Origin of the sequence: uncultured Kriegella sp. (genome assembly GCF_963975415.1) — a bacterium.
Classification (GTDB): domain Bacteria; phylum Bacteroidota; class Bacteroidia; order Flavobacteriales; family Flavobacteriaceae; genus Kriegella.
In genome coordinates this window covers 133099-152408 of the sequence record NZ_CAXBGN010000001.1, presented here as the reverse complement: position 1 = coordinate 152408, position 19310 = coordinate 133099, and the positions used below count along the sequence as shown (strand labels likewise).

At 37.6% G+C, this 19310-nt stretch carries 18 protein-coding genes; 2 read left to right on the top strand and 16 right to left on the bottom strand.

Translation table 11 applies throughout. The features are described 5' to 3' along the window. Window position 1: 1 nt before the first annotated feature. The 3 genes from AACZ88_RS00635 to AACZ88_RS00625 form a co-directional block, all read right to left on the bottom strand. Window positions 2–1123, bottom strand: a complete 1122-nt coding sequence (locus AACZ88_RS00635) for a hypothetical protein (protein ID WP_339704664.1) — start codon at window positions 1121–1123, stop codon at window positions 2–4. Window positions 1124–1524: 401 nt separating this feature from the next. Then, entirely contained in the window at window positions 1525–2985 is a 1461-nt protein-coding gene (locus tag AACZ88_RS00630; RefSeq protein ID WP_339704661.1) for a CotH kinase family protein, read from the bottom strand. A gap of 358 nt (window positions 2986–3343) precedes the next feature. After that, window positions 3344–4897: a DEAD/DEAH box helicase family protein gene (locus tag AACZ88_RS00625; RefSeq protein WP_339704658.1), complete on the bottom strand. Its 1554-nt coding sequence runs from the start codon at window positions 4895–4897 to the stop codon at window positions 3344–3346. 338 nt (window positions 4898–5235) lie between these two features. Between AACZ88_RS00625 and AACZ88_RS00620 the strand changes: the two genes are divergently transcribed. Further along, complete coding sequence (locus AACZ88_RS00620) at window positions 5236–5625, top strand: DoxX family protein (RefSeq protein WP_339704655.1); 390 nt, start codon at window positions 5236–5238, stop codon at window positions 5623–5625. Between the two features lie 79 nt (window positions 5626–5704). Here the strand turns inward: AACZ88_RS00620 and AACZ88_RS00615 are convergent, their stop codons facing one another. The 11 genes from AACZ88_RS00615 to AACZ88_RS00565 form a co-directional block, all read right to left on the bottom strand. After that, on the bottom strand, window positions 5705–6508 hold the full coding sequence (locus tag AACZ88_RS00615; protein ID WP_339704653.1) for an SDR family NAD(P)-dependent oxidoreductase: 804 nt from the start codon (window positions 6506–6508) through the stop codon (window positions 5705–5707). Between the two features lie 58 nt (window positions 6509–6566). Further along, window positions 6567–7646, bottom strand: coding sequence for a bestrophin family ion channel (locus AACZ88_RS00610; protein WP_339704650.1), 1080 nt, complete (start codon window positions 7644–7646; stop codon window positions 6567–6569). A 57-nt stretch (window positions 7647–7703) separates the two neighbouring features. Further along, window positions 7704–8666, bottom strand: coding sequence for a 2OG-Fe(II) oxygenase (locus AACZ88_RS00605; RefSeq protein WP_339704647.1), 963 nt, complete (start codon window positions 8664–8666; stop codon window positions 7704–7706). A 208-nt stretch (window positions 8667–8874) separates the two neighbouring features. Further along, window positions 8875–9858 (bottom strand): zinc-dependent alcohol dehydrogenase family protein, encoded by a 984-nt coding sequence (locus AACZ88_RS00600; RefSeq protein WP_339704644.1) that lies wholly within the window; start codon window positions 9856–9858, stop codon window positions 8875–8877. A 38-nt stretch (window positions 9859–9896) separates the two neighbouring features. After that, window positions 9897–10742 (bottom strand): enoyl-CoA hydratase/isomerase family protein, encoded by an 846-nt coding sequence (locus AACZ88_RS00595; RefSeq protein WP_339704641.1) that lies wholly within the window; start codon window positions 10740–10742, stop codon window positions 9897–9899. 125 nt (window positions 10743–10867) lie between these two features. After that, window positions 10868–11731 (bottom strand): AraC family transcriptional regulator, encoded by an 864-nt coding sequence (locus tag AACZ88_RS00590; RefSeq protein WP_339704638.1) that lies wholly within the window; start codon window positions 11729–11731, stop codon window positions 10868–10870. A 14-nt stretch (window positions 11732–11745) separates the two neighbouring features. Beyond that, window positions 11746–13389 (bottom strand): FAD-dependent oxidoreductase, encoded by a 1644-nt coding sequence (locus AACZ88_RS00585; RefSeq protein WP_339704635.1) that lies wholly within the window; start codon window positions 13387–13389, stop codon window positions 11746–11748. A gap of 12 nt (window positions 13390–13401) precedes the next feature. After that, window positions 13402–13671 carry a UBP-type zinc finger domain-containing protein gene (locus tag AACZ88_RS00580; protein ID WP_339704632.1) on the bottom strand — a complete coding sequence of 90 codons (270 nt, stop codon included), beginning with the start codon at window positions 13669–13671 and terminating at the stop codon, window positions 13402–13404. Between the two features lie 174 nt (window positions 13672–13845). Further along, on the bottom strand, window positions 13846–14679 hold the full coding sequence (locus AACZ88_RS00575; RefSeq protein WP_339704630.1) for a DUF4437 domain-containing protein: 834 nt from the start codon (window positions 14677–14679) through the stop codon (window positions 13846–13848). A gap of 14 nt (window positions 14680–14693) precedes the next feature. Further along, entirely contained in the window at window positions 14694–15701 is a 1008-nt protein-coding gene (locus tag AACZ88_RS00570; protein WP_339704627.1) for a zinc-binding alcohol dehydrogenase family protein, read from the bottom strand. Window positions 15702–15783: 82 nt separating this feature from the next. Further along, window positions 15784–16458, bottom strand: a complete 675-nt coding sequence (locus AACZ88_RS00565; RefSeq protein ID WP_339704624.1) for an NAD(P)H-dependent oxidoreductase — start codon at window positions 16456–16458, stop codon at window positions 15784–15786. A gap of 168 nt (window positions 16459–16626) precedes the next feature. On the opposite strand from AACZ88_RS00565, the gene AACZ88_RS00560 reads away from it, so the two are divergent. Next, window positions 16627–17511: an AraC family transcriptional regulator gene (locus tag AACZ88_RS00560; protein WP_339704621.1), complete on the top strand. Its 885-nt coding sequence runs from the start codon at window positions 16627–16629 to the stop codon at window positions 17509–17511. A 163-nt stretch (window positions 17512–17674) separates the two neighbouring features. Here the strand turns inward: AACZ88_RS00560 and AACZ88_RS00555 are convergent, their stop codons facing one another. Next, a complete protein-coding gene (locus tag AACZ88_RS00555) occupies window positions 17675–18136 on the bottom strand; it encodes a cold shock domain-containing protein (protein WP_339704619.1) in 462 nt (153 codons plus the stop codon). Between the two features lie 204 nt (window positions 18137–18340). Continuing rightward, entirely contained in the window at window positions 18341–19276 is a 936-nt protein-coding gene (locus AACZ88_RS00550; RefSeq protein WP_339704618.1) for a kelch repeat-containing protein, read from the bottom strand. Between the last annotated feature and the right edge of the window lie 34 nt (window positions 19277–19310).

Below are 19310 nucleotides of genomic sequence, written 5' to 3'. Positions count from 1 at the left end.
ATCACATTCTTTTTGTGGTTCTGCTGCGTAAAACGAGTTCCCCGTCTGCAGTTCGTTGCATATAAACAATGCTATTGGCATCTAAATTATCCATTTGCAACACATTCACCATGGGCAAGGAAACATAGTCAACCCCGGCGGAAACCGCAAATTCTTTAATAGGCTCGGTCAATGACTCCTTTGATGCGGCCAAATCTGCATAGTCGATTCTCATAATGGGTCTATTGGTGTTCGACATGACGAAATATTGTTTTCCTTCTTTTTCAAAAGATACCATGTCTAAAGGGGAATTGCCCGACCCCAACTCAGCCACCGTCCGGCCCTTCGAGTGTACGCCATTTTTAAGTTCTTTCATAGGAAAAAGCACCAGGGGGGTACAGGTATAACTGGCCATCAAATACGTTTCCCCATCGAGTTGAACGACATCAAAGGTCTTAATGGGAGACTGCGTTTCATACTTGCCATGTGCTGCATGATAAATTTCCAAGGATGCATAATCTTGGGCATCGTTAAAGGGAAACGGAATACTTCGAAAAGTAGATCCAAATTCCTTGTTGGAGAGGCCTGAAACCAAGACTTGGCCATCATGGTATTTGAGGTCGGAAATCGCCCAAACGCGCAATGGGCGCTCTCTATGGTCTTTGGCATCTTCGGCTACCGGGTCTGTTAATTCAATTTGGGAATAACTAATTTCTTGTAACGGAACACTTTCAAAATTTTCACCAATCAGTTTAAGAAGAACTGGAGTACCCGCTTCTGTTTGGACACCAAAATATACCACTTTTGAAATAGGATTTACGGCCATGTCGGTTATCTTCACTTTTTCGATTGTAGTACCTAAAGCTGCCGCAATCTTTGCGTCGACTTCTCCGATATTAACTTCGGCCGCCTTGTCTTTTACATGGGTATCATTGGTATTCAAAGCATAAATAGTGGCCTTTTTTGAATCCCCAACGAATAATATTCCCTGTGGGCCAAAATTTAGCTGATTGATGGAGGCTATTTCAGGGTTACCGAAGCTAAAACCTTCGGTGAGGTCAACATCTTTGTCCATGTTCTTGGTAGCAGCTATAGTAATAAAGCCTCCTATAACTATAGCAAAGCCTAGTAGTATTTTTTTCATTTCTCATAATTTTAGTGTGTATTTAAATTAGAAAAATTATCGTTTGGTACGGACTGACAGTGAGCCAATTAACGAAATTTTAACTGTAATGCAATGCGGTTGTCCAATGAGGTTTAGCATTCAAAAGGTAATGCTGCCGGTCTTATCTTTACATTATTGCCTTTACTTATCAGAATGAAAGTAGTCATTGGTTGTGTTCAACCAATCTTGACGGATTGGAGTCAAGTACCGATTCCTAAAGTATCACGTATCACAAGTGGCGATGAATATATTTAACTCAAATTATAAATCCTTCTTTTTTATCTGGATAAAAACAAAAAAATCCAGCTATTTATAAAAATAGCCGGATTTCAACTAGGGAACATCAACAACGAACCAAGCCATCAGTCCGACGTAAAAAACTAGTTGTTTAGGTAATTAATTACTGCTGTTGCCCGTTGGGAAACGTGACTGTTCAGTTGACTTATGGCCGCCTGAAAATCAGAACTCGAATTTAAAAAAGTATAACCTGAAACTTCAGTCTTGGCATACGGTTCTACCAATGTGGCATATGTGGCATATTTTGCTTGCATGGTGCTTACGTTAAAGGCGTTATCTATCACTTCCTGTAGGTAAGTATCGTACTGAGCCTTGTAGGTTGCATCTTCATATAAATAACCGATCAGTGGCCATTCCGAATCATTCAAATCAGAAAAGTCCAAGGCCAAAGATCCTTGCATGTTGCCTTGTTGCAAGGCTTCGTTGTTATCCCATGGAATCCATGATAATTTTTCGGTATCGGGGTTATTGTACAGGTAATAATTGTGGGTCATTCTACCGTAGGTATCCCAGTTTTGAATAACCGTGTTTACTGCCAAATACTTTAAAAAGGTATCTGTATCGAAAACAGACTCTAAATTCGTGCGCCAAACTTCGGGTTCTGAAGTTCTATTATTGGCATGTAAAGCCGTAAAGACACTTTGTATATCGCTAAAATCCGCTTCATCTTCATTGGTTTTCTTTACGAATACCTCTTCGGAAAACGTACCAGCTGCAAAACTCGCCCCAGTACCATCAGGTTTGTATAAATTGCCGTCATTATCGCTAAATTGAGTGTCGATAACCGTATCGTCAACCTCTTCTACCATTGTATATACACCAAAGTAGACAGGCCCATCGCCATGGTCTACGTATACAGTATAAAATGCGGTATGCGAATTGGCCACGCCTGCATCCCTAAAAACATCGGCAACCACTTTTTCACGAAGCATAGACTTATCATTGTAGTTATTTTTCAAACTTAATTTTTTAAAACCGTAGAAACGCTGATTGTCAATTTGTGGATATTCATCTTCAAATTCATCAAAATCCAATTTAAACGATAGTTTTAAAATACCTCCCGACCAGCTAGATTGCAAACTAGAGTTGCCTTTAAAACGAACGCCTACACGGTACCATTCGTTATCTTCGTACAGCACTTCCGCGGGCACAAAAATCGGGTCTTCGTCTACTTCAATCAATCCGCCACCTCCGGGGCCTCCGCCCCCACTACCGCCAAAAGTACCGTAAAGGCCTGTCATGTCGTCTAACATACTTTGCCAACGGTCTTCGGTAATCACAATATCGATTCGCTTTACCACTTCATCTTCAAATACTTCGTCATAATTGGGATCTGCAGATTTACTATGGGTTTCGTCGGTCCAGTCCGTAGCCTCGAAATCGGTATCGCCATACGATTCAACATAGGCCTCGTCGTTTGTTTCGTTTACCTCCTCTTCGGTAGTTTCCGTATTCCCATTAGTGATGGCCAGGGTATCTTCTGAGCAGGAAATTAAAAAGGTGAAGGGTATTGCCAGAACTAGCAATAGGCTTATTTTTTTCATTATAACATCTATTTATAGGTAATGAACACCACAAAGATGTAGATTAAAACAATAAAGATTCTAAGGAATCAGCGAACTCGGGATTCTTTTCTGTGAATGATAGCCAAGAGACCACCAAGTAAAATATACGGTCTTTCTACATTGAAGAAAAACGTATCCTTGAAAATGAAATACATAAAATTATGCTAAAACGAACGTTTTAGTTTTTTCTATCTAACTACTAAATTGAAATAGGCTACCCCGTTACTTTATAACAGCACACTATTTCGAAAAAGTCTTCGTCGGTGTACGGTTTGAAGTTATAAATAGGGTTTTGCAGAACGCACCCTTCAAAAAAAATCTTGGTCATAAGATTCGGTTAATCTTCTGGGGGATGACCATGAATTTGCTCAAAAACGGCATCAAAATTTTCACGAAGATAGGTGTTCAGCTTTTTTTTATAATCCAATTTCAACCAACTTAAAAAATTATAGGTGCTTTTACTTATACACTTGGCATAAACCTGTATTCTATTATCAATGTCTTCCTTAAGTAATTTTGCCAAGGCAATGGCATCATACACATCTTCACTGTTTTCTATACAGATATAAGCATGCTGTTCAATAGATTTTTCCAAAACTACTTTAGACGATTCCCCTGAAAAAGTGGCCTCTTTATATATGGCTTTAATATCGAGGTAAGTGTCCTCAGATTTGGAAAATTCCGACCGAATGTCATCGGCCAACTCATGTTTAAAGGTACTTTCAATGTCTTCATCGTCCTTAATGCGATCTATGTAGAAATTAGGGGATTTAAAAATGGCTTCCCAGTCCAGGTCAGCACCCCAAGGACCGAAACGATAGATATTGTTGCCAAGATCTATAACGGTAAATTTAGATTTGTTGTTCAACACCCGAGACCCCCTACCAATCATTTGGTAGTACAAGGTCAAAGACTTTGTGGCCCTGTTTAGAATAATGGTATCTATCGTGGGTTCATCAAAACCGGTCGTAAGAATACTTACAGATGTAAGTATCGCATCCGGCGTCTCATTAAACCACTTCAAAATTTGTTTTCGTTGTTTTTTTGTAGCCGTATTGTCCAAATGCATGATGGGCAACCCAGCATTATTAAAGGTATGGTATACCTGGATCGAGGTTTCTATACCATTGTTGAATATCAATGTTTTTTTTTCCTTGGAATGTGCCGTATACGCTTCCAGTAATTTATTTAACATGGAAGGACTCGTATACAGATCTGAAGAAGATTTTACCGTATAATCACCATTGGACCCTACCTCCAAAGAAGTAAGCCCCATGTCGTATTGGTAAGTTTCAGCTCTAGCGAGAAAGTCATTTTCAATTAAATTTTCGATGGATTCCCCAGGAATCAACTCATCATAGTTGCTGTTCATGGGCAACTCTCTATTGGAACTTAAGGGCGTAGCAGTAACACCTAGAATAAAAGAGTTTTCAAAAAATTTAAAGAGTTTCGTAAAGGAATTATAGTGGGCCTCATCTACAATGACCAAACCAACGTCAGAGATATCCAATATACCGTCGTTAAGCCTATTGTTAAGGGTTTCAACCATGGCCACATAACAGCTGTAGCGTTCATGGTCATCTAAATTGGCCTTGCTGTTGACTACCTTATTGACCACTCCAAAACTGGTAAGCATTTTTGAAGTCTGGTTACAGAGTTCTACACGGTGCGTCATTACCAAAACCTTTTTTGAGTGGTTTTTAAGGTATTGTCGTACTATTTCAGAAAAAATCACGGTCTTTCCACCACCAGTAGGTAATTGATATAAAAGGTGGTAATCATCTCTTTCATTGTCGAACTTCTCAAAGATTTGATGAATGGCTCCTTGCTGGTAGCTATAAAGTTCTTTATCCGTCTTTTTATCCTGTAGTTCAATTAGGGTCTCTTGCATGGTATCTTTTTCTGTAGTCTGCAAAGATAACACCTTCTATGGTATTGAAAGACTTCCCGAAACAATTCCCCTGCTATTTTCAGAAATGATGTCCATTTTCTGAAGCTTATCGTAGCAATTTTCCGAAGCTATTTTCAACTAAATGGCCATTTGTAGTTCGCTAGTTGTTGCAAAGACCGGGGCAAGACAGAAAACCTTAAGTGTGCAGTCTATCGATAGCTCTCGAAGAGACCGTAGCGTGCTTGTACAATTCTTGATTTCAATTGTTAAGATATAGTCCTAATGGGATAATTCTTAAATTCTACATATATTCACCTTAATAACCATTTAGAAAAAACATGCTTCTTTCCTCTGCCCTTGTTGTTTCCAAAATAATAATTGCTATAACCATAGGTAACGTTTGGCTTTTTCGTGTTAACAAGCCCACGCCTTGGCGGGGAGGCGATGCCAAATCGATGAAAGAGGAATTTGAAACTTATGGCTTGTCTAAACCCATAATGTACCTTGTGGGAACCATTAAAATAGCCCTTGCCATAGTGCTGGTCATCTCTATTTGGGTAACAGATTTGAGCACTCCCACAGCGGGAGCAATGGGGATTTTTATGTTAGGAGCCATTGCCATGCATTTTAAGGTTGCCGATCCTAAAATCAGGTCTTTCCCAGCCTTGATCTTGCTTTTATTGTGCATCGGAATCGTCGTTGGTGAAGTACTGCTAGAGGATTTTTAAAAAATATTGGCTTGGTTTTCAATCCTAAAAAAAGAACCATACCTTGGCGAACCCTGTTTAATTTACCAATAGCATCTGATCAACCCAGTAATAGCATTTTGGTAACCGCTATAAGTTCGTCAATTTTTGAACCGTTGTATGCATCAGGATGTGCTTCTGCAAAGTCACCCCGTTCGGTTCCCTTATCATTATCGAAATAGGCACCGCCAACGCTCTCAAAAGCCTCGGAAACAGCCAAATCGTAGAGAAGATCAGCACCTTTTTCTGCAGGCGACCAAAATTGTCCGTAAGCTTCATTCGCCATTTTAGTATTTAGCAAAGAGCCAGGATTTACTGCTACTACAGTAATTGATGGTTCTTGTTCTGCCAAATAAAAACTCCACATCGTCAATGCCAGTTTACTTTGTGCGTAAGCTTCATTAGCACCTAAACTTGTTTTACCCTCTAATGCCTGTATGTTTATGGTCGATTGTGCCGCGGAGCTTAAATTTACAATTCGTGGTGCTTCCGATGTTTTGATACTAGGCAACAGACCGTTGGTCAACACATACGGCGCAAAATAATTCACCATAAATCTAATATCCGTACTAGCGGTTTTGCTATTTGTTGTTAAGATGCCGGCATTATTTACCAATACATCAATTTTTGGCATCTTTTCAGCAACTTCCTTAACCATTTTTTTAACAGCTTTCAGGTCTGAAAAATCTGCTAAAAAGCCTAAAATATTTTCATTGTTAGATTGCTCTTTAATTTCTTTTAGAGTAGCTGCCAATTTTGTTTCGCTTCTACCGTGAATGGCCACAAAGTGCCCTTCTTTAGCCAAACGCAAGGCTAGTAATTTTCCTATGCCATCTGTACTTCCTGTTATTAATATATGTTTCATTTTTTTAAGCTTTATCTATTGGAGTTTTATTTTTACGTATTAAATCCTGGTTCAATAATTACATTTGGGTATTTGCATATTCTGGTAACGGATCGGGAATTTCATGCCTGTCATCATCAATCATTTCTCTAATATCAATTTCTATTGCCCTAGAAATGGTGGAAATTGGCACATCATTTCCCATTCCTTCAAACGGATTTTCAGAAGTATCACCTACGCGTTCCATAGCAAAAAATATCCACGAAATAATTATGGTAAACGGAATGGATAACCACACAAAATGTTCTACAAGAAATCCAAAAAATGCATTGTGTACACCAGATGCTACTAATGATTGCGCGGTTAAATCGAACTGGCGCATAAACCCAAAGGGCATTATGAAAATAAAAATCCAAACAAAATAAGAGTTCAAAGTTGCAAATTGTCTGGGATACGGGAAATTTTTAATACGTTCCGCTTTTCCTTGTAAGGTGAACAATTCGCCTATAACATTTTGAAATTCTACATGCCTAAAATTATCAATTAACCCTAATGATGCCAGTTGCCCAATGTGTTTTGACTGAAAATTTAAAACTGCTGTTTGCTTGTTTGCTTTAGAAAGCACCTTAGCTTTTTCCACTAAAGACAAATAACCCTCTAACTCATCTGACAACGAGTTTTCAAATTCTAGCACATTTATTTTTTTCATATGCTCTTGGTCGGACTTATTTGTTTTAGCCGTTTCCCAAGTTTTCTTTTGGCGCAACGCGTGTCTTAAGGCACTCATCCAAGCAACATGGCGTAAAACCATCGTTTTTCTTATTTGAAACATTTCAGTTTCTGTTTTAGGATTATCAGCGTATTTATTGGTTATAAAATCGTTAACCATTGTAGTAAACCACCGAGACGCATTTACAATGCCGCCATAAATTTTTCTAGCTTCCCATTGCCTGTCGTAAGAAGCATTATTTTTAAAACCAGTTATAAATGCTAATGCCATACCAATTAACCCAATAGGCTGCCAAGGTAGTGTTAGCCATTTAAAACCTGCTACTTCGTAAAGTATAACCGGAATTAATGCAGTAATAAAAAAGATATAAATGTATCTTCTGGTCCATTTAAAAACTGTTGAAATTGGGTATTTTGGTCTGGTGTACATGATTATGTTGTTTATAAAAACTGACAACACAAATGTTGTCAGTTTTATATGGACTTTTTAAAACGGTGCAATAGTATCTTTAGGGCCATCAGGCAAACTCCAACGTTGGCGAGCAGTGATGTTTTCAGTAGCATCAATTGTAGATGCCGAGTTATTGGCGCCACCATAACTGCTTGTACTACCGCGTGGTATTTGCATACGGTCTCCGTATAACCACACTACCAAGTTGCTACGTTGCCCGCTTGTAATTGGGTGTGTTGCATGCGGTACATTACCTCTGTGAATTATGGCTTTACCTGGTTCAAAGGTAGTTTGTACCGTTTTCCCTGAAGCTTTATCATAGAAATCTACCTCCGATCCTGTAAACTTTTCTTCAGGTAAGTTAATGTTGATATTCAAGGTCGCTGCAGAAGCATCGGTATGTGCATGTAAATCCTTGTCCTTGTCTGGATTGTACCTGATAGAGAAACCAAATGTCTGATTGTCATAGCCATAAGTACCTAATAGCAGGCGTGCTATCGGACGCATATATCGGTCCATGATATCGTTGTAAAATGCCTGAAAATGAGGTGCAGCCAAATGTCCTTCTGAGCGGGGATCCAACATCATTCCATAACGGTTTAACTGTATACCATAAGGTGCTCGTTTTGGAACTTGTGAATTTGCTACAGCTTCTAAATAGTTGCGAAAATCTGCTAATCGATCTAGATCAAAAAACTGTGCCACGTAAACACCTGGAATAATTTCTTCCCATAAATCGGCAACAGCAGATTCTTTTTCTGGGTTTTCCCAAGCGTCTTTAATTGCTTTTTGTAAACGTGGATCAAGTAGCGTTTCATCAGGAATTAGTAAATCGTCTTTGTTTTCAATTTCCCATGTTGCCCAAGCAGCTTCTAACAATTTTCTGTTTTCATTCCAAAATTGAGAAACAGATGGATCGCGTCTCAATGATAATTCTCGTGATGGTACTTCTAGAGCACGAGCTTCCGCAAGTGCATTTGTATGTTCTATTGTTTTCATAATTATATGTTTTAATTATAGCTACTGCTATTTCATTTTTTATCTATAACAAAATTAAGCACAAACCCCTTTTTGACTTTGGTAGTAAAAATGGTGGTTTTAGTAAAAAACAAGGTTTTAATCTTTTCTAAATGAAAAATGCCTCTAAAAAGAGGCATTTAGCACCACCAATCAACCATAAGGATACATTGCAAATCCTTATATCCTTTTAATTTTCTACCACTATTTTACCAATGGCTTTTCCGCTTTGCAAATGTGTGTAAGCATCACCAACTTGCTCTAATGAAAACTTATTTTCATCTACTATTGGGGTCAAGTGCCCTTCGTTAGAAATTTCGGCTAAACGCTCTAAAATATTACCGTGTGCAACTCTTTTAAAATTGTGTAACATTGGTATCAACATAAATACCACGTGTAATGATGCTCCTTTAAAGTGTAACGGAGTTAAGTCTAACTCACATAACGAAACCGTAGTAGAAATGTGTCCGTTTAAGGCAACTGCTTCAATAGAATTGTTCAGGTTTGCACCACCAACGGTATCAAAAACCACATCAAAACCACCATCGGTGTATTTAGCTGTATAATCGGTTGCTTTTTGAGTTTTAAAATCGATAAACGTGGCACCAAATTTCTCTACAATAGCCTTTTGGTTTTCGCCTGTACCTGTTGCAAAAACGTCTGCACCAAAGTATTTGGCCAATTGTACGGCTAAGTGGCCAACACCACCAGAACCACCGTGTACCAATACTTTTTGACCTTCTTTTACACCTGCTCTGGTTAGACCTTCGTAAGCCGTTATTGCTACTAAGGGTAAAGCCGCCGTTTCGCGCATTGTTAATCGTTTTGGTTTGAGTGCAACCAAATTGCTGTCTGCAACAATATATTCGGTTAACGTTCCTGGTAAATCTGCTAATCCGCCAGCACAACCGTACACTTCATCACCTACCTTAAAGCCTTCAACACCATCACCAACAGACTCTACAGTTCCTGAGAAATCCATTCCCAATAAAGCAGGTGCAGCAGGAGACAATGGTAAATCGGGTCCCATATTCTTAATCATCGTGTCTATAGTATTTATACTAGATGCCGCTATTTTTACCAATACGTGATTTGCTTTTACTACTGGTTTTTCTATTTCAGTTGCTGTAAATGTGGCATTTTCTCCGTAACTGTTCAATAACATTGCTTTCATATCAATCTCTATTTTATTTAATTATAATTCTTGTTTTATTAATTTACTTCTTGAATATCCATCACCATTTGCTCCCAATTCTTTTGATTGTTATGGTCAAACTGAGCACCATTTTCATCTGCATAGGTGAACCTTTTAATTGCAGGGGTTCTACTTGTTGCCTGAAACAACTGATAAGCTTCTTCTTTTAAAGCCTCTTTAATTGGCAAGTCTATAGATGCATAAACCGCACGTTTGCTAGCTGCAATAGAATCTGCCGGAAATTTTGAAATACGTTCTGCCAAGGCATCAACATAAGGTCCAATCTCATCTGCCTCCAAGGCTTTATTTATGGTTCCAAATTTTTCAGCCTCGTCAGCATCCCAATCCCTGGCACCTAAAATAATTTCCAATGCTTTTCCTAAACCGGTTTGTCTTGCCATACGCGAAGCTCCGCCACCACAAGGCAAAATGCCCATGCCTACTTCCATTTGCATAAATTTGGCTTTTCCTCTTGCTGCAAAACGCATATCCAAAGCCAAAGCCATTTCGTGTCCGCCACCTCGTGCAAAACCTTCAATTTTTGCTATGGTTGCTTGTGGTACATTGCTTAATCTTTCTAATACAGACTGTAAGTCCAATAACTGTATTTCGTTTCTTGGCACGGCTTCTGTAGCCATATCTCTAAGCAAGTTGGTATCATAATGACACACCCAATACCCTGGATTTGAAGATTCAAAAACAACTACTTTTACGCTTCTATCGCGCTCTAATCGCAAACAAAGACTGCTTAAATCAGCTAGCATTTCTTGCCCTTGCACGTTTACAGGACCAAAATTTATAGTCACTGTTAAAATTCCTCCTTTTTGTTCCGCCGTAAATGTTTGAAAATTTTTGTAGTCCATAGTCTTGAGTTTTTGGTTATTTATTGTGCTGTTATACTTACAGTACAAAGGTACCTAGGCACTCAAGCTTTGGATAAGTAAAAAAAGAAGTGGTTTTGGTAAAAAAACAGGTAAATGGTAGTTTTTTAGGAAATACTTGCCTTATATGCACCAATTGTCATCCCTTTATAGCTTTGAAAGGTTTTGTTCAAATGACTGGAATCTGTGAAACCCAATTCCATTGCAATTTCGGAAAACTGCAAATCAGTATATTTTAATCGGGTTTCTACGAGTTTTAGTTTGTAGTTAAGTATGTATTTTTTTAAAGAAACATCGGTGTGCTTTTTAAAATACTCACTGATGTAATTATCGGCCATATGAAACTCTTCTGCCAAGTTCTTAGTAGTCAACAATTCTGTATTGTAAATATTAGCGTGAATAAAGTTGATGATTTGCTGAATTTTAGAAGACTCAACTATTTTTGTAGTCATATCAGCATTTAAAAACTGAATGTTGCGCGCGATCAAATGAAGAATTACTGAAAGTGAATTTTGAATGATAAACAGGTCGTACGATTTCTTTTTGTCGTTTTCCGCCGCCACCATTTTTATTAAAGAAATCAAGTGAATTTTGTCGGATTCGGTTTCAAAACGCATTTCACGTAGTTGATGACTTTCACTGTTTAAAATACCTTCAATTTTACGAAACCAATCATTTACCGGAAGATTCACATTTTGCGGTGCATCTCCCCTAAAAAAGCTTTTTAAAAACTTAATGGCAATTGTAGTGGTGGCAGACTCGGGATTTACAATGTAAATATCGTCCGGAACAAAAACAAAAAGGCTGTTAGCAGCATAGTTTACGGTTTTGCCATTAATTTTTATGGTGCCAGTACCTTCTTCAAAATATACAATTTCAAAAAACCGAATGGTTGTATACTTACAAAACTCAAAAAAGGTTTGGTCTTTGTATTCTTGGATTACAATATTTTCAATTATGGTACGTGGCATAGGGGACAAAATTACTATATAATTTTCGCTTCGTTTTCAAGCGCTAAAAATTTGTGGATGTCGCTGACCACAATAGACCCCTCACCTACCGCCGAAGCTACTCGTTTTACAGAACCTGAACGCACGTCGCCGACGGCAAAAAGTCCTGGTAAACTGGTTTCAAAAGTATAGGGTTTTCTATGTTTGAATACAGATTCGCCATTTAAAGCATTATCGCAAATGGTAAGTCCTGTGTGTACAAACCCTTTGGCATCTGTATCTATGAAATTGTCTAACCACTCTGTACACGGTTTTGCTCCAACAAACGTGAATAGGTAGTTAATGCTGTTTTCTACTAAAGTGTCATTTTTCTTGATGGTTACCTTTTCCAAATACGTATTACCCTCGACTTTAACCACATTGCTGCCGGTCAGTACTTCAATATTTTCACAGGCAAAAATTCGTTGTACCAGATAATCGCTCATTTTTGCACCAATATCTTCGTTTCTGATGATTACATATATTTTATGTGCATAGTTTGCTAAAAACAAGGCCGCTTGACCAGCGGAGTTACCACCGCCCACAATACCAGTTTCGCTATTTTTGCACATATTGGCATGCATAGATGTAGCGCTATAGTAAACTCCAGAACCTTCAAATTTTTCAATACCCGCTAAAGGCAACCTTCTATATGCCGCACCGGTTGCGGCAATAACTGTTTTTGCCTTTAACACAGCTGTGTTATTAGAATTAATTTCATAATAGCCTTCTTTGCGCCCTATGCCCTCTACCCTATGCGGAACGGAAATCGTACAACCAAACTTTTGAGCTTGTATATAACCATTATTGGCTAGATCTCTTCCTGAAATTCCGGTAGGAAACCCCAAATAATTCTCAATTTTAGAGCTTTTACCTGCTTGTCCGCCAGGGGAATTACTGTCTATAGTCAACACTTTTAAACCTTCTGAAGCGGCATAAACACTAGCAGCCAAACCAGCAGGACCTGCACCCACCACTAAGACGTCATAAATATCATCATCCAATTGTAACCGAACTCCGGTACACGTACCAATTTCATCGATGGATGGGCGAATAGAAATCTCATTCTGACTATTGATTAAAACAGGCAGGTCAGATTCTTTTAAATTAAAAGTTTCCAATAGCTGTACCAATCCCTCTTCCTTATCGGAATCTATAAAATTATACCAAATATCATTTTTATCCATGAAATCGCGAATGGCATAGGTTTCATTGGAATGTTCAGAACCAATCAGCTTTATACCTTGAACATTGTTTTTTAAGGCATCTTCTCGCAATAAAAATGCATTTAGAAGCACATCGCTGATATCACTGAATTTAGCAATGGCACTTTTTAACTTTTCAGGACTTATTCTTATGAGCTGGGTATTTGCCAAAGTTTCGCCACAAACACCAACGGTTCTGTGCGAAAGAATACTACTAGAACCAGAGAATTGATGTCTGGTATGAACGGTAATACTATCATTTTGCTTATCTGGATCAATAATTCTGATTCCACCCGTAAGCACTACAAAAAAATCATAGTGCTGGTCTCCAAAATCCAAAACGACCGTTGGCTCTTTGTAATACTCTATTTCACCGTAATTCTTGAGTTTTTCTACCTGTACATTGGTTAATTCAGGAAATTTAGGGTCTATCATAATTGGTTTGGTTTAATAGGTTGCAAAAGTATTGTCAAGGTAGCACCAAAACCATCGTTCATTAGGTTCTGCCGAACTTATAACCGGATGTTTGGTCGCGTGAAAATGAGCTGTAGCATGTTTGTTTTTAGAATCATCGCAACAGAGCGTTACGCCACACTCTTGACATGTGCGTAAATGTACCCAGCCTTCACCAAGTTTAACACACTCCTCACACAAATGCTCGGCAGCGGTTTTAAGTTCGGAAATAGCTTTTATGTGATTGCATGATTTTTGTGCCATAATTCGATGGTTAAGGTTGTACTGATGGTAGATATTCTAAAATACGAATTATTAATTATAACTGACTTAAGTAATCGAGTAACGTTCATGTCAACTATTTAATTCCTTGAATTAGTACCGTTAACAAGTATATTGTACTTTAAAAACTTGTTTTATATTATAACATTTTCAACTTTATTTAACCTCAAAATCTCCGTTACTTCTTATGTAAATCACGGTTTCTTTAGCTGTAGAAATGATTGACGTAACATTTTCTTCCACTCCGAAATAAGAACCTGGTTCAAGTACATTTTTAGCATCATTTTTAGTAAACTGATGTGTTAGGCCACCAGAAATAACTACTGCCCTAAAGTTTGGACTTAAGTTTTTGATTTTTCCGTTAAAGCTAGCTGGCAGTTTTAAAAATGTTGCGCGAAGTTGCTTTTCTTTGTGGCTTCCCCATAAAAAAGCAGTCTGTACATTGCTTTTTTCCGATACCCATGTTATATCATCAGCATTTAGCCAAACCAAGTTTGTTTTGTCTACGTTTACTGATCTTTCACCATTATCAAAAGCTTCAGAGGTTGGCTTTACTAAATACGGACCTTCTTGAATATCTAACAAGGCTAAATTCTCCTCACCATCTGCTGCGGTAATATGGGCTTCACCTGCTGGCTGTTGCCAATAAGAACCTGCTGGAAGCCATTGTTTTTCTGCATTTTCATCATCATTATGTAACCAACCTTTAATTACAACACCTCTATAAGTTATGTTGTGAATGTGTGGTGGCGAGGAAAATCCTTTTTTAAACTTCACCAAAAACCCCGCTGGTTCGTTTTTGGTACGATCTCCCCAAAGTTTACCTGCTGCGGGACTTTTATCGCCTCGTAAGGGATTTAACCACCCCCATTCTACATTGTCTGCGGTTACAACTTCGTTTTTAGAGGTTGCAGCATCAGTTATTGGTGTTTGCGCGTTTGCAAATACACTTGCTACTATAGCGAGTGCAACTAAAATGTTAATTTTCATTGTAATTATTGTATTTAAAATTCCGCTAAAACAATTTTACCTTTTGCTTTCCCTGTTTCTAAAAAGGCGTGGGCTTTTCTAAGGTTTTCAGCATTTATAGTCCCAAAGTTTTCCCCTAAAGTTGTTCTGATAGTTCCGTTATCTATCAACTCAGAAACTTCATTTAAAATGTTATGCTGCTCAACCATATCATCGGTTTGGAACATAGAACGTGTAAACATTAACTCTATATGTATAGAAACCGCTTTCCCTTTAAAAGGCATTACATTTAGCGTTTTTGGGTCATCAATAAAACCGAATTTACCTTGTGGTTTGATCAGTTTTGCAATTTCACCGACGTGATGTTCTGTAGCATTTAAACTCACTACATATTCAGGTGCCGGAAGCTTGTATTTTTCGAACTCTTCGCTTAGGTTGTTTCTGTGATTAATTACAGTATCTGCGCCTAATTCTTTTAACCAAGATGTGGTTTCTTCGCGGGAAGCGGTACCAATAATGTTCAACTTGGTTAACTTTTTAGCCAATTGCACCAAAATAGAACCTACACCACCAGCAGCGCCAATAACTAAAATAGATTCGTTGGCATTGTCTTTATACACCTCTAATCTATGAAACAACATCTCATAAGCCGTAAGGGTTGTTAACGGTAAAGCTGCAGCTTCTGCAAAAGATAAGCTGGATGGTTTTTTACCCACAATACGCTCATCTACAATTTGAAATTCTGCATTGCTACCTTGGCGATTTAAATCTCCTGCATACCAAACTTCATCTCCAACATTAAATAACGAAACCTCTTCACCTACTGCTTTTACAATTCCGGAAGCATCCCAACCAATAACACTCCAATCCCCATTTGGTGTAGGTCTGTTGGCTCTAATTTTATAATCTACGGGATTCACGGAAATCGCTTTTACTTCAACCAAAATATCCCTTCCTGTTGCTATTGGTGTATCTAACACTATGTTTTGAAGAGAGTTATCATCACTGACCGGAAGATTCTCTTTATATCCTATTGCTTTCATATGTGTAATTTTTAAGTGGTACAAATTCTAAAAGTATCACGCCTTGAAATTTTTTTGTTTTTATTTTTTAACTGATGGCTATTTACCTCCAACTAACAATATCCTCAAAATTTCTTCTAGATTTAGGAAACTCAGGGTCTGCTTTTCTGTAACCAAAGGCTGCCATAAAAGCCAGGCCGTATTTATCTGTATCTATATCAAATTTATCCTTTAATAAGGCTTCTGCCTTTTCTTGGTGAAACCCTTCGATAGGACAAGAATCTATACCGGTTAATGCGGCAGATGTCATCATATTACTCAAAGCAATGTAAGTTTGCTTAGATGACCAATCGAACAACTTTTTATCTGAATCTAGGTTAAAATCGCGCTCTTGAAATTCTCTGTAAAATTTAGAATACATTGCTATAACTTCTGCAGGCATTTGTTTTACCGCTTTCATCATATGATCTATGTATGCCGCATCGTGCTTTACCATTGGCGCTTTCATAGCTAAACCCAAGACAAAGTGGCTAGCAGTATCTAATTTTAAAGGTGCACCCCAAGCAACCGGTTTTAAAAGCTCTCTTAGCTTTTTGTCTTGTACAACAACAAAATGCCAAGGCTCAAAACCAAATGAACTTGGCGATAAATGTGCTGTTTTTAATATAAATTCCATATCCTCATCAGAAATGGTTTTTGTAGCATCAAATTCTTTAGTGGCGTGTCTATAATTAAAAGCGCTTAAAATGTCTTCTTTTGCAATATTTGGTGTATTCATTTTATATATAATATATCTGTTTTTTAATTTTAAGACAAAGATATATAGGTAATGGAGCTATTTTATGGTACAAAAAAAGGTGATGTTTGTATAAATCGAGGTTTATAAACCTGAAATTATACTAGTTAGGTTTGTTTTAAGTAATTTTAAAGTGAAATAAACACTATTATGCAAGTATTAGAAGCAAATAAACCTTTTGAAATACAAGAATTAGAGTTAACGGAATGGAAACAAAGACCTGTTAAAAATAATTTTTTTGAACTGGTTTTAATTAAAAATGGTGAAGGAACACAATGCATAAACTATAACCAGTATGGCTACAAAAAAGGGAGTATTTTTTTATTACCACCCTTAAAATGCCATTCGTTTACAATAGAAAAGCCTACTAAATTTGTGTTTTTAAAGTTTACAGATTCTTTTTTTAAAAATGTAAATAGGATAAATATTGATAGAAATGAATGGTTTAAAGAGGCATCGTATATATTATCCAACTATAACCAATTGCCTGGAGACATTATAAAAAATGATGTAGACCGTAACCATTTGGAAAGTCTAATTGGTATGATTGTACAAGAATCTATGAATTACGGAAACGAATCTATAAACCTTGCAACTAGTTTAATGACCAGTGTTTTAGAGGTGTTAATACGTAATATTAAAAAGAGTACATATTTTGAGGTGCCTAAAAACAACGCTGATGACAGAATTACGAAAATGTTGACCTATATCAACGAGCATATTGATACCCCTGAACATTTAAGAGTCGACCATCTGTCCCATATTTTTTCAATGTCTTCTGCCTATGTCAGCGAATTTTTCAGGAAACAAGTAGGCATGTCGTTGCGCGAATATATTATAAAGGCCAAACTTAAATTGGTTGAAATACGTTTGTTGAATTCCGACTTTACACTAACCGAAATCGCTGATGACCTGGGTTTTACCGATGTAAGTCATCTCTCCAAAACTTTTAAGCGCTACACAGGAATTTCCGTTCGTGAGTTTAAAAATAATGGAGAATATATGCTCTTAAAACGCCATTCGTGCGCAGTATAATATAATCTTCAGAAACTGCCTATCAGTATTAAGTCTCTGGGGCACTTTGAAACTTAAAATAGTTAAGTCTTAAATTTCAGACTCTTAACCAGAGTAGGTAGCTATTGCTTTTCGGAATGTATCTGATTATTTATCAAGAGGACTGCTCTGATAAAAGTTGTTTTTATTTAATTAAAGTGACCTTAACGGCATTCATGCCTCTCATCCCTTTTTCGAGTTCAAAAGACACTTTGTCGTTTTCGTTGATTTCATCGATCAAGCCACTAACATGTGTAAAGTATTTTTCTTGGTTTTCTGAATCGATGATAAACCCGAAGCCTTTGGAGTGATCGAAGTATGATACACTTCCATTTCTGACAGGGTCAAATTCTTCCTTATCGCTTTCCAAGGTTTTTGGCACCCCTATTACAATACTCTCGGCCTCTACTTTAATTTTTTTGGATGGATCTGGAGGGGTATCGGTTAGATTACCGTTGTGATCTACATATGCAAATTCAATTCCTTTTTTACCACTTTCCTTGGCCTGCGCCTTTCGCGCTTCCATTTTCTTACGCTTTTCTTCCCGTTTTTTTAAACGCTTTTTTTCTTTTTCACTTTTATTGTACGTCTGCTGCGATTTTGCCATTCTTTTTTCTAAGCTGTTTTTAATTAATAATCCAACAAAGATATCGCTTTCCGTTGAACTTATGAAAAAGCTTACCCCTTACCTCTTAAATATAAAAGTTTTGTACGTATATTATTTTCAATTTTCTACGTTGCAATTATTAAATTAAAACATTTAACATAGTATTGTATATTACTATTAATCAATATATTATGTTTTACTTAATTATTCAGAATAAACTTCAATCGAATTGATTTCGGGAGATCCGCCTCTATTTGCACAACCCGCCGCTATATAGATCAATCCTTTATTTTTAACGGCATTTGTACCATGACGCCCTTGGTTTAAGAATGGCTTTTTTTCCCAGACATCGTTTTTTGGGTCAAAAGCATACATCTGATTATTCGCCAGTTTCTCACCTGTTTCGCCCCCCACATAATAAACTTTGTCATTCAATTGAACAGCTCCTCCCCCAGCAGACGGGGCTGGCAAGGTAGCGCTATAGGTACCCCATTTTTTAGATTTAAAATCATAATAATCTACTTCACTTTTTACGGTTGAGAAAAAAGCCGTAAAATTATCCGGTTCATGATAACTGGTATTCCGTCCGCCCAAAGCAATCAATTTGTCCCCGACAATAACAGCGCTACTATGGTCCCTGATATTTGGAGCATCATCCAAAACTGTCCAAGTTTTTTTTACGGGATCAAATACATCGAACATAGCATTGGTACCACTGGTGTGCCCGAAAGTAATACCGTTTACGATATAGATCTTATTTTTATAAACAACTACACCCGATCCTCCCCTTCTTCTGTTTTTTGGTATTTCAAAGATCTTAGCCCAAGTATTCTCTTTAGCATCAAAGGTATACACATGGGATAAGGGTTGTTCTTCGGGGTATTTTCCCGAAAGTCCACCAACAACATAGATTTTCCCATTAACGGAAACAGGTGTTAAATGGTGTATCTCTAGGGGTGTGGGAGCCATAACTTTCCATGAATTTTGTTGAATGTCGTATTTTTCGACAGGTTTAATGCCTCGTCCACCCACAAGATATAAGTCATTATCATGGGCTACAAAACCACATTCGTGACGTTTGGTGCACTCCTGTTGCGGGTCTAGCGTCTTCCATTGCCCGTAAAGCGACGTGGAAATCATAAGAAAAAACGAAAAAAAAGAAACGACTCTTAAC

Bases quoted from the DNA above. Each gene is read 5' to 3' on its own strand.
- AACZ88_RS00555 (WP_339704619.1), bottom strand. From the start codon at position 18,136: ATGGCAAAATCGCAGCAGACGTACAATAAAAGTGAAAAAGAAAAAAAG.
- AACZ88_RS00615 (WP_339704653.1), bottom strand. From the start codon at position 6,508: ATGAAACATATATTAATAACAGGAAGTACAGATGGCATAGGAAAATTA.
- AACZ88_RS00560 (WP_339704621.1), top strand. From the start codon at position 16,627: ATGCAAGTATTAGAAGCAAATAAACCTTTTGAAATACAAGAATTAGAG.
- AACZ88_RS00585 (WP_339704635.1), bottom strand. From the start codon at position 13,389: ATGATAGACCCTAAATTTCCTGAATTAACCAATGTACAGGTAGAAAAA.
- AACZ88_RS00565 (WP_339704624.1), bottom strand. From the start codon at position 16,458: ATGAATACACCAAATATTGCAAAAGAAGACATTTTAAGCGCTTTTAAT.
- AACZ88_RS00635 (WP_339704664.1), bottom strand. From the start codon at position 1,123: ATGAAAAAAATACTACTAGGCTTTGCTATAGTTATAGGAGGCTTTATT.
- AACZ88_RS00620 (WP_339704655.1), top strand. From the start codon at position 5,236: ATGCTTCTTTCCTCTGCCCTTGTTGTTTCCAAAATAATAATTGCTATA.
- AACZ88_RS00580 (WP_339704632.1), bottom strand. From the start codon at position 13,671: ATGGCACAAAAATCATGCAATCACATAAAAGCTATTTCCGAACTTAAA.
- AACZ88_RS00630 (WP_339704661.1), bottom strand. From the start codon at position 2,985: ATGAAAAAAATAAGCCTATTGCTAGTTCTGGCAATACCCTTCACCTTT.
- AACZ88_RS00570 (WP_339704627.1), bottom strand. From the start codon at position 15,701: ATGAAAGCAATAGGATATAAAGAGAATCTTCCGGTCAGTGATGATAAC.
- AACZ88_RS00575 (WP_339704630.1), bottom strand. From the start codon at position 14,679: ATGAAAATTAACATTTTAGTTGCACTCGCTATAGTAGCAAGTGTATTT.
- AACZ88_RS00610 (WP_339704650.1), bottom strand. From the start codon at position 7,646: ATGTACACCAGACCAAAATACCCAATTTCAACAGTTTTTAAATGGACC.
- AACZ88_RS00550 (WP_339704618.1), bottom strand. From the start codon at position 19,276: ATGATTTCCACGTCGCTTTACGGGCAATGGAAGACGCTAGACCCGCAA.
- AACZ88_RS00605 (WP_339704647.1), bottom strand. From the start codon at position 8,666: ATGAAAACAATAGAACATACAAATGCACTTGCGGAAGCTCGTGCTCTA.
- AACZ88_RS00595 (WP_339704641.1), bottom strand. From the start codon at position 10,742: ATGGACTACAAAAATTTTCAAACATTTACGGCGGAACAAAAAGGAGGA.
- AACZ88_RS00590 (WP_339704638.1), bottom strand. From the start codon at position 11,731: ATGCCACGTACCATAATTGAAAATATTGTAATCCAAGAATACAAAGAC.
- AACZ88_RS00625 (WP_339704658.1), bottom strand. From the start codon at position 4,897: ATGCAAGAGACCCTAATTGAACTACAGGATAAAAAGACGGATAAAGAA.
- AACZ88_RS00600 (WP_339704644.1), bottom strand. From the start codon at position 9,858: ATGAAAGCAATGTTATTGAACAGTTACGGAGAAAATGCCACATTTACA.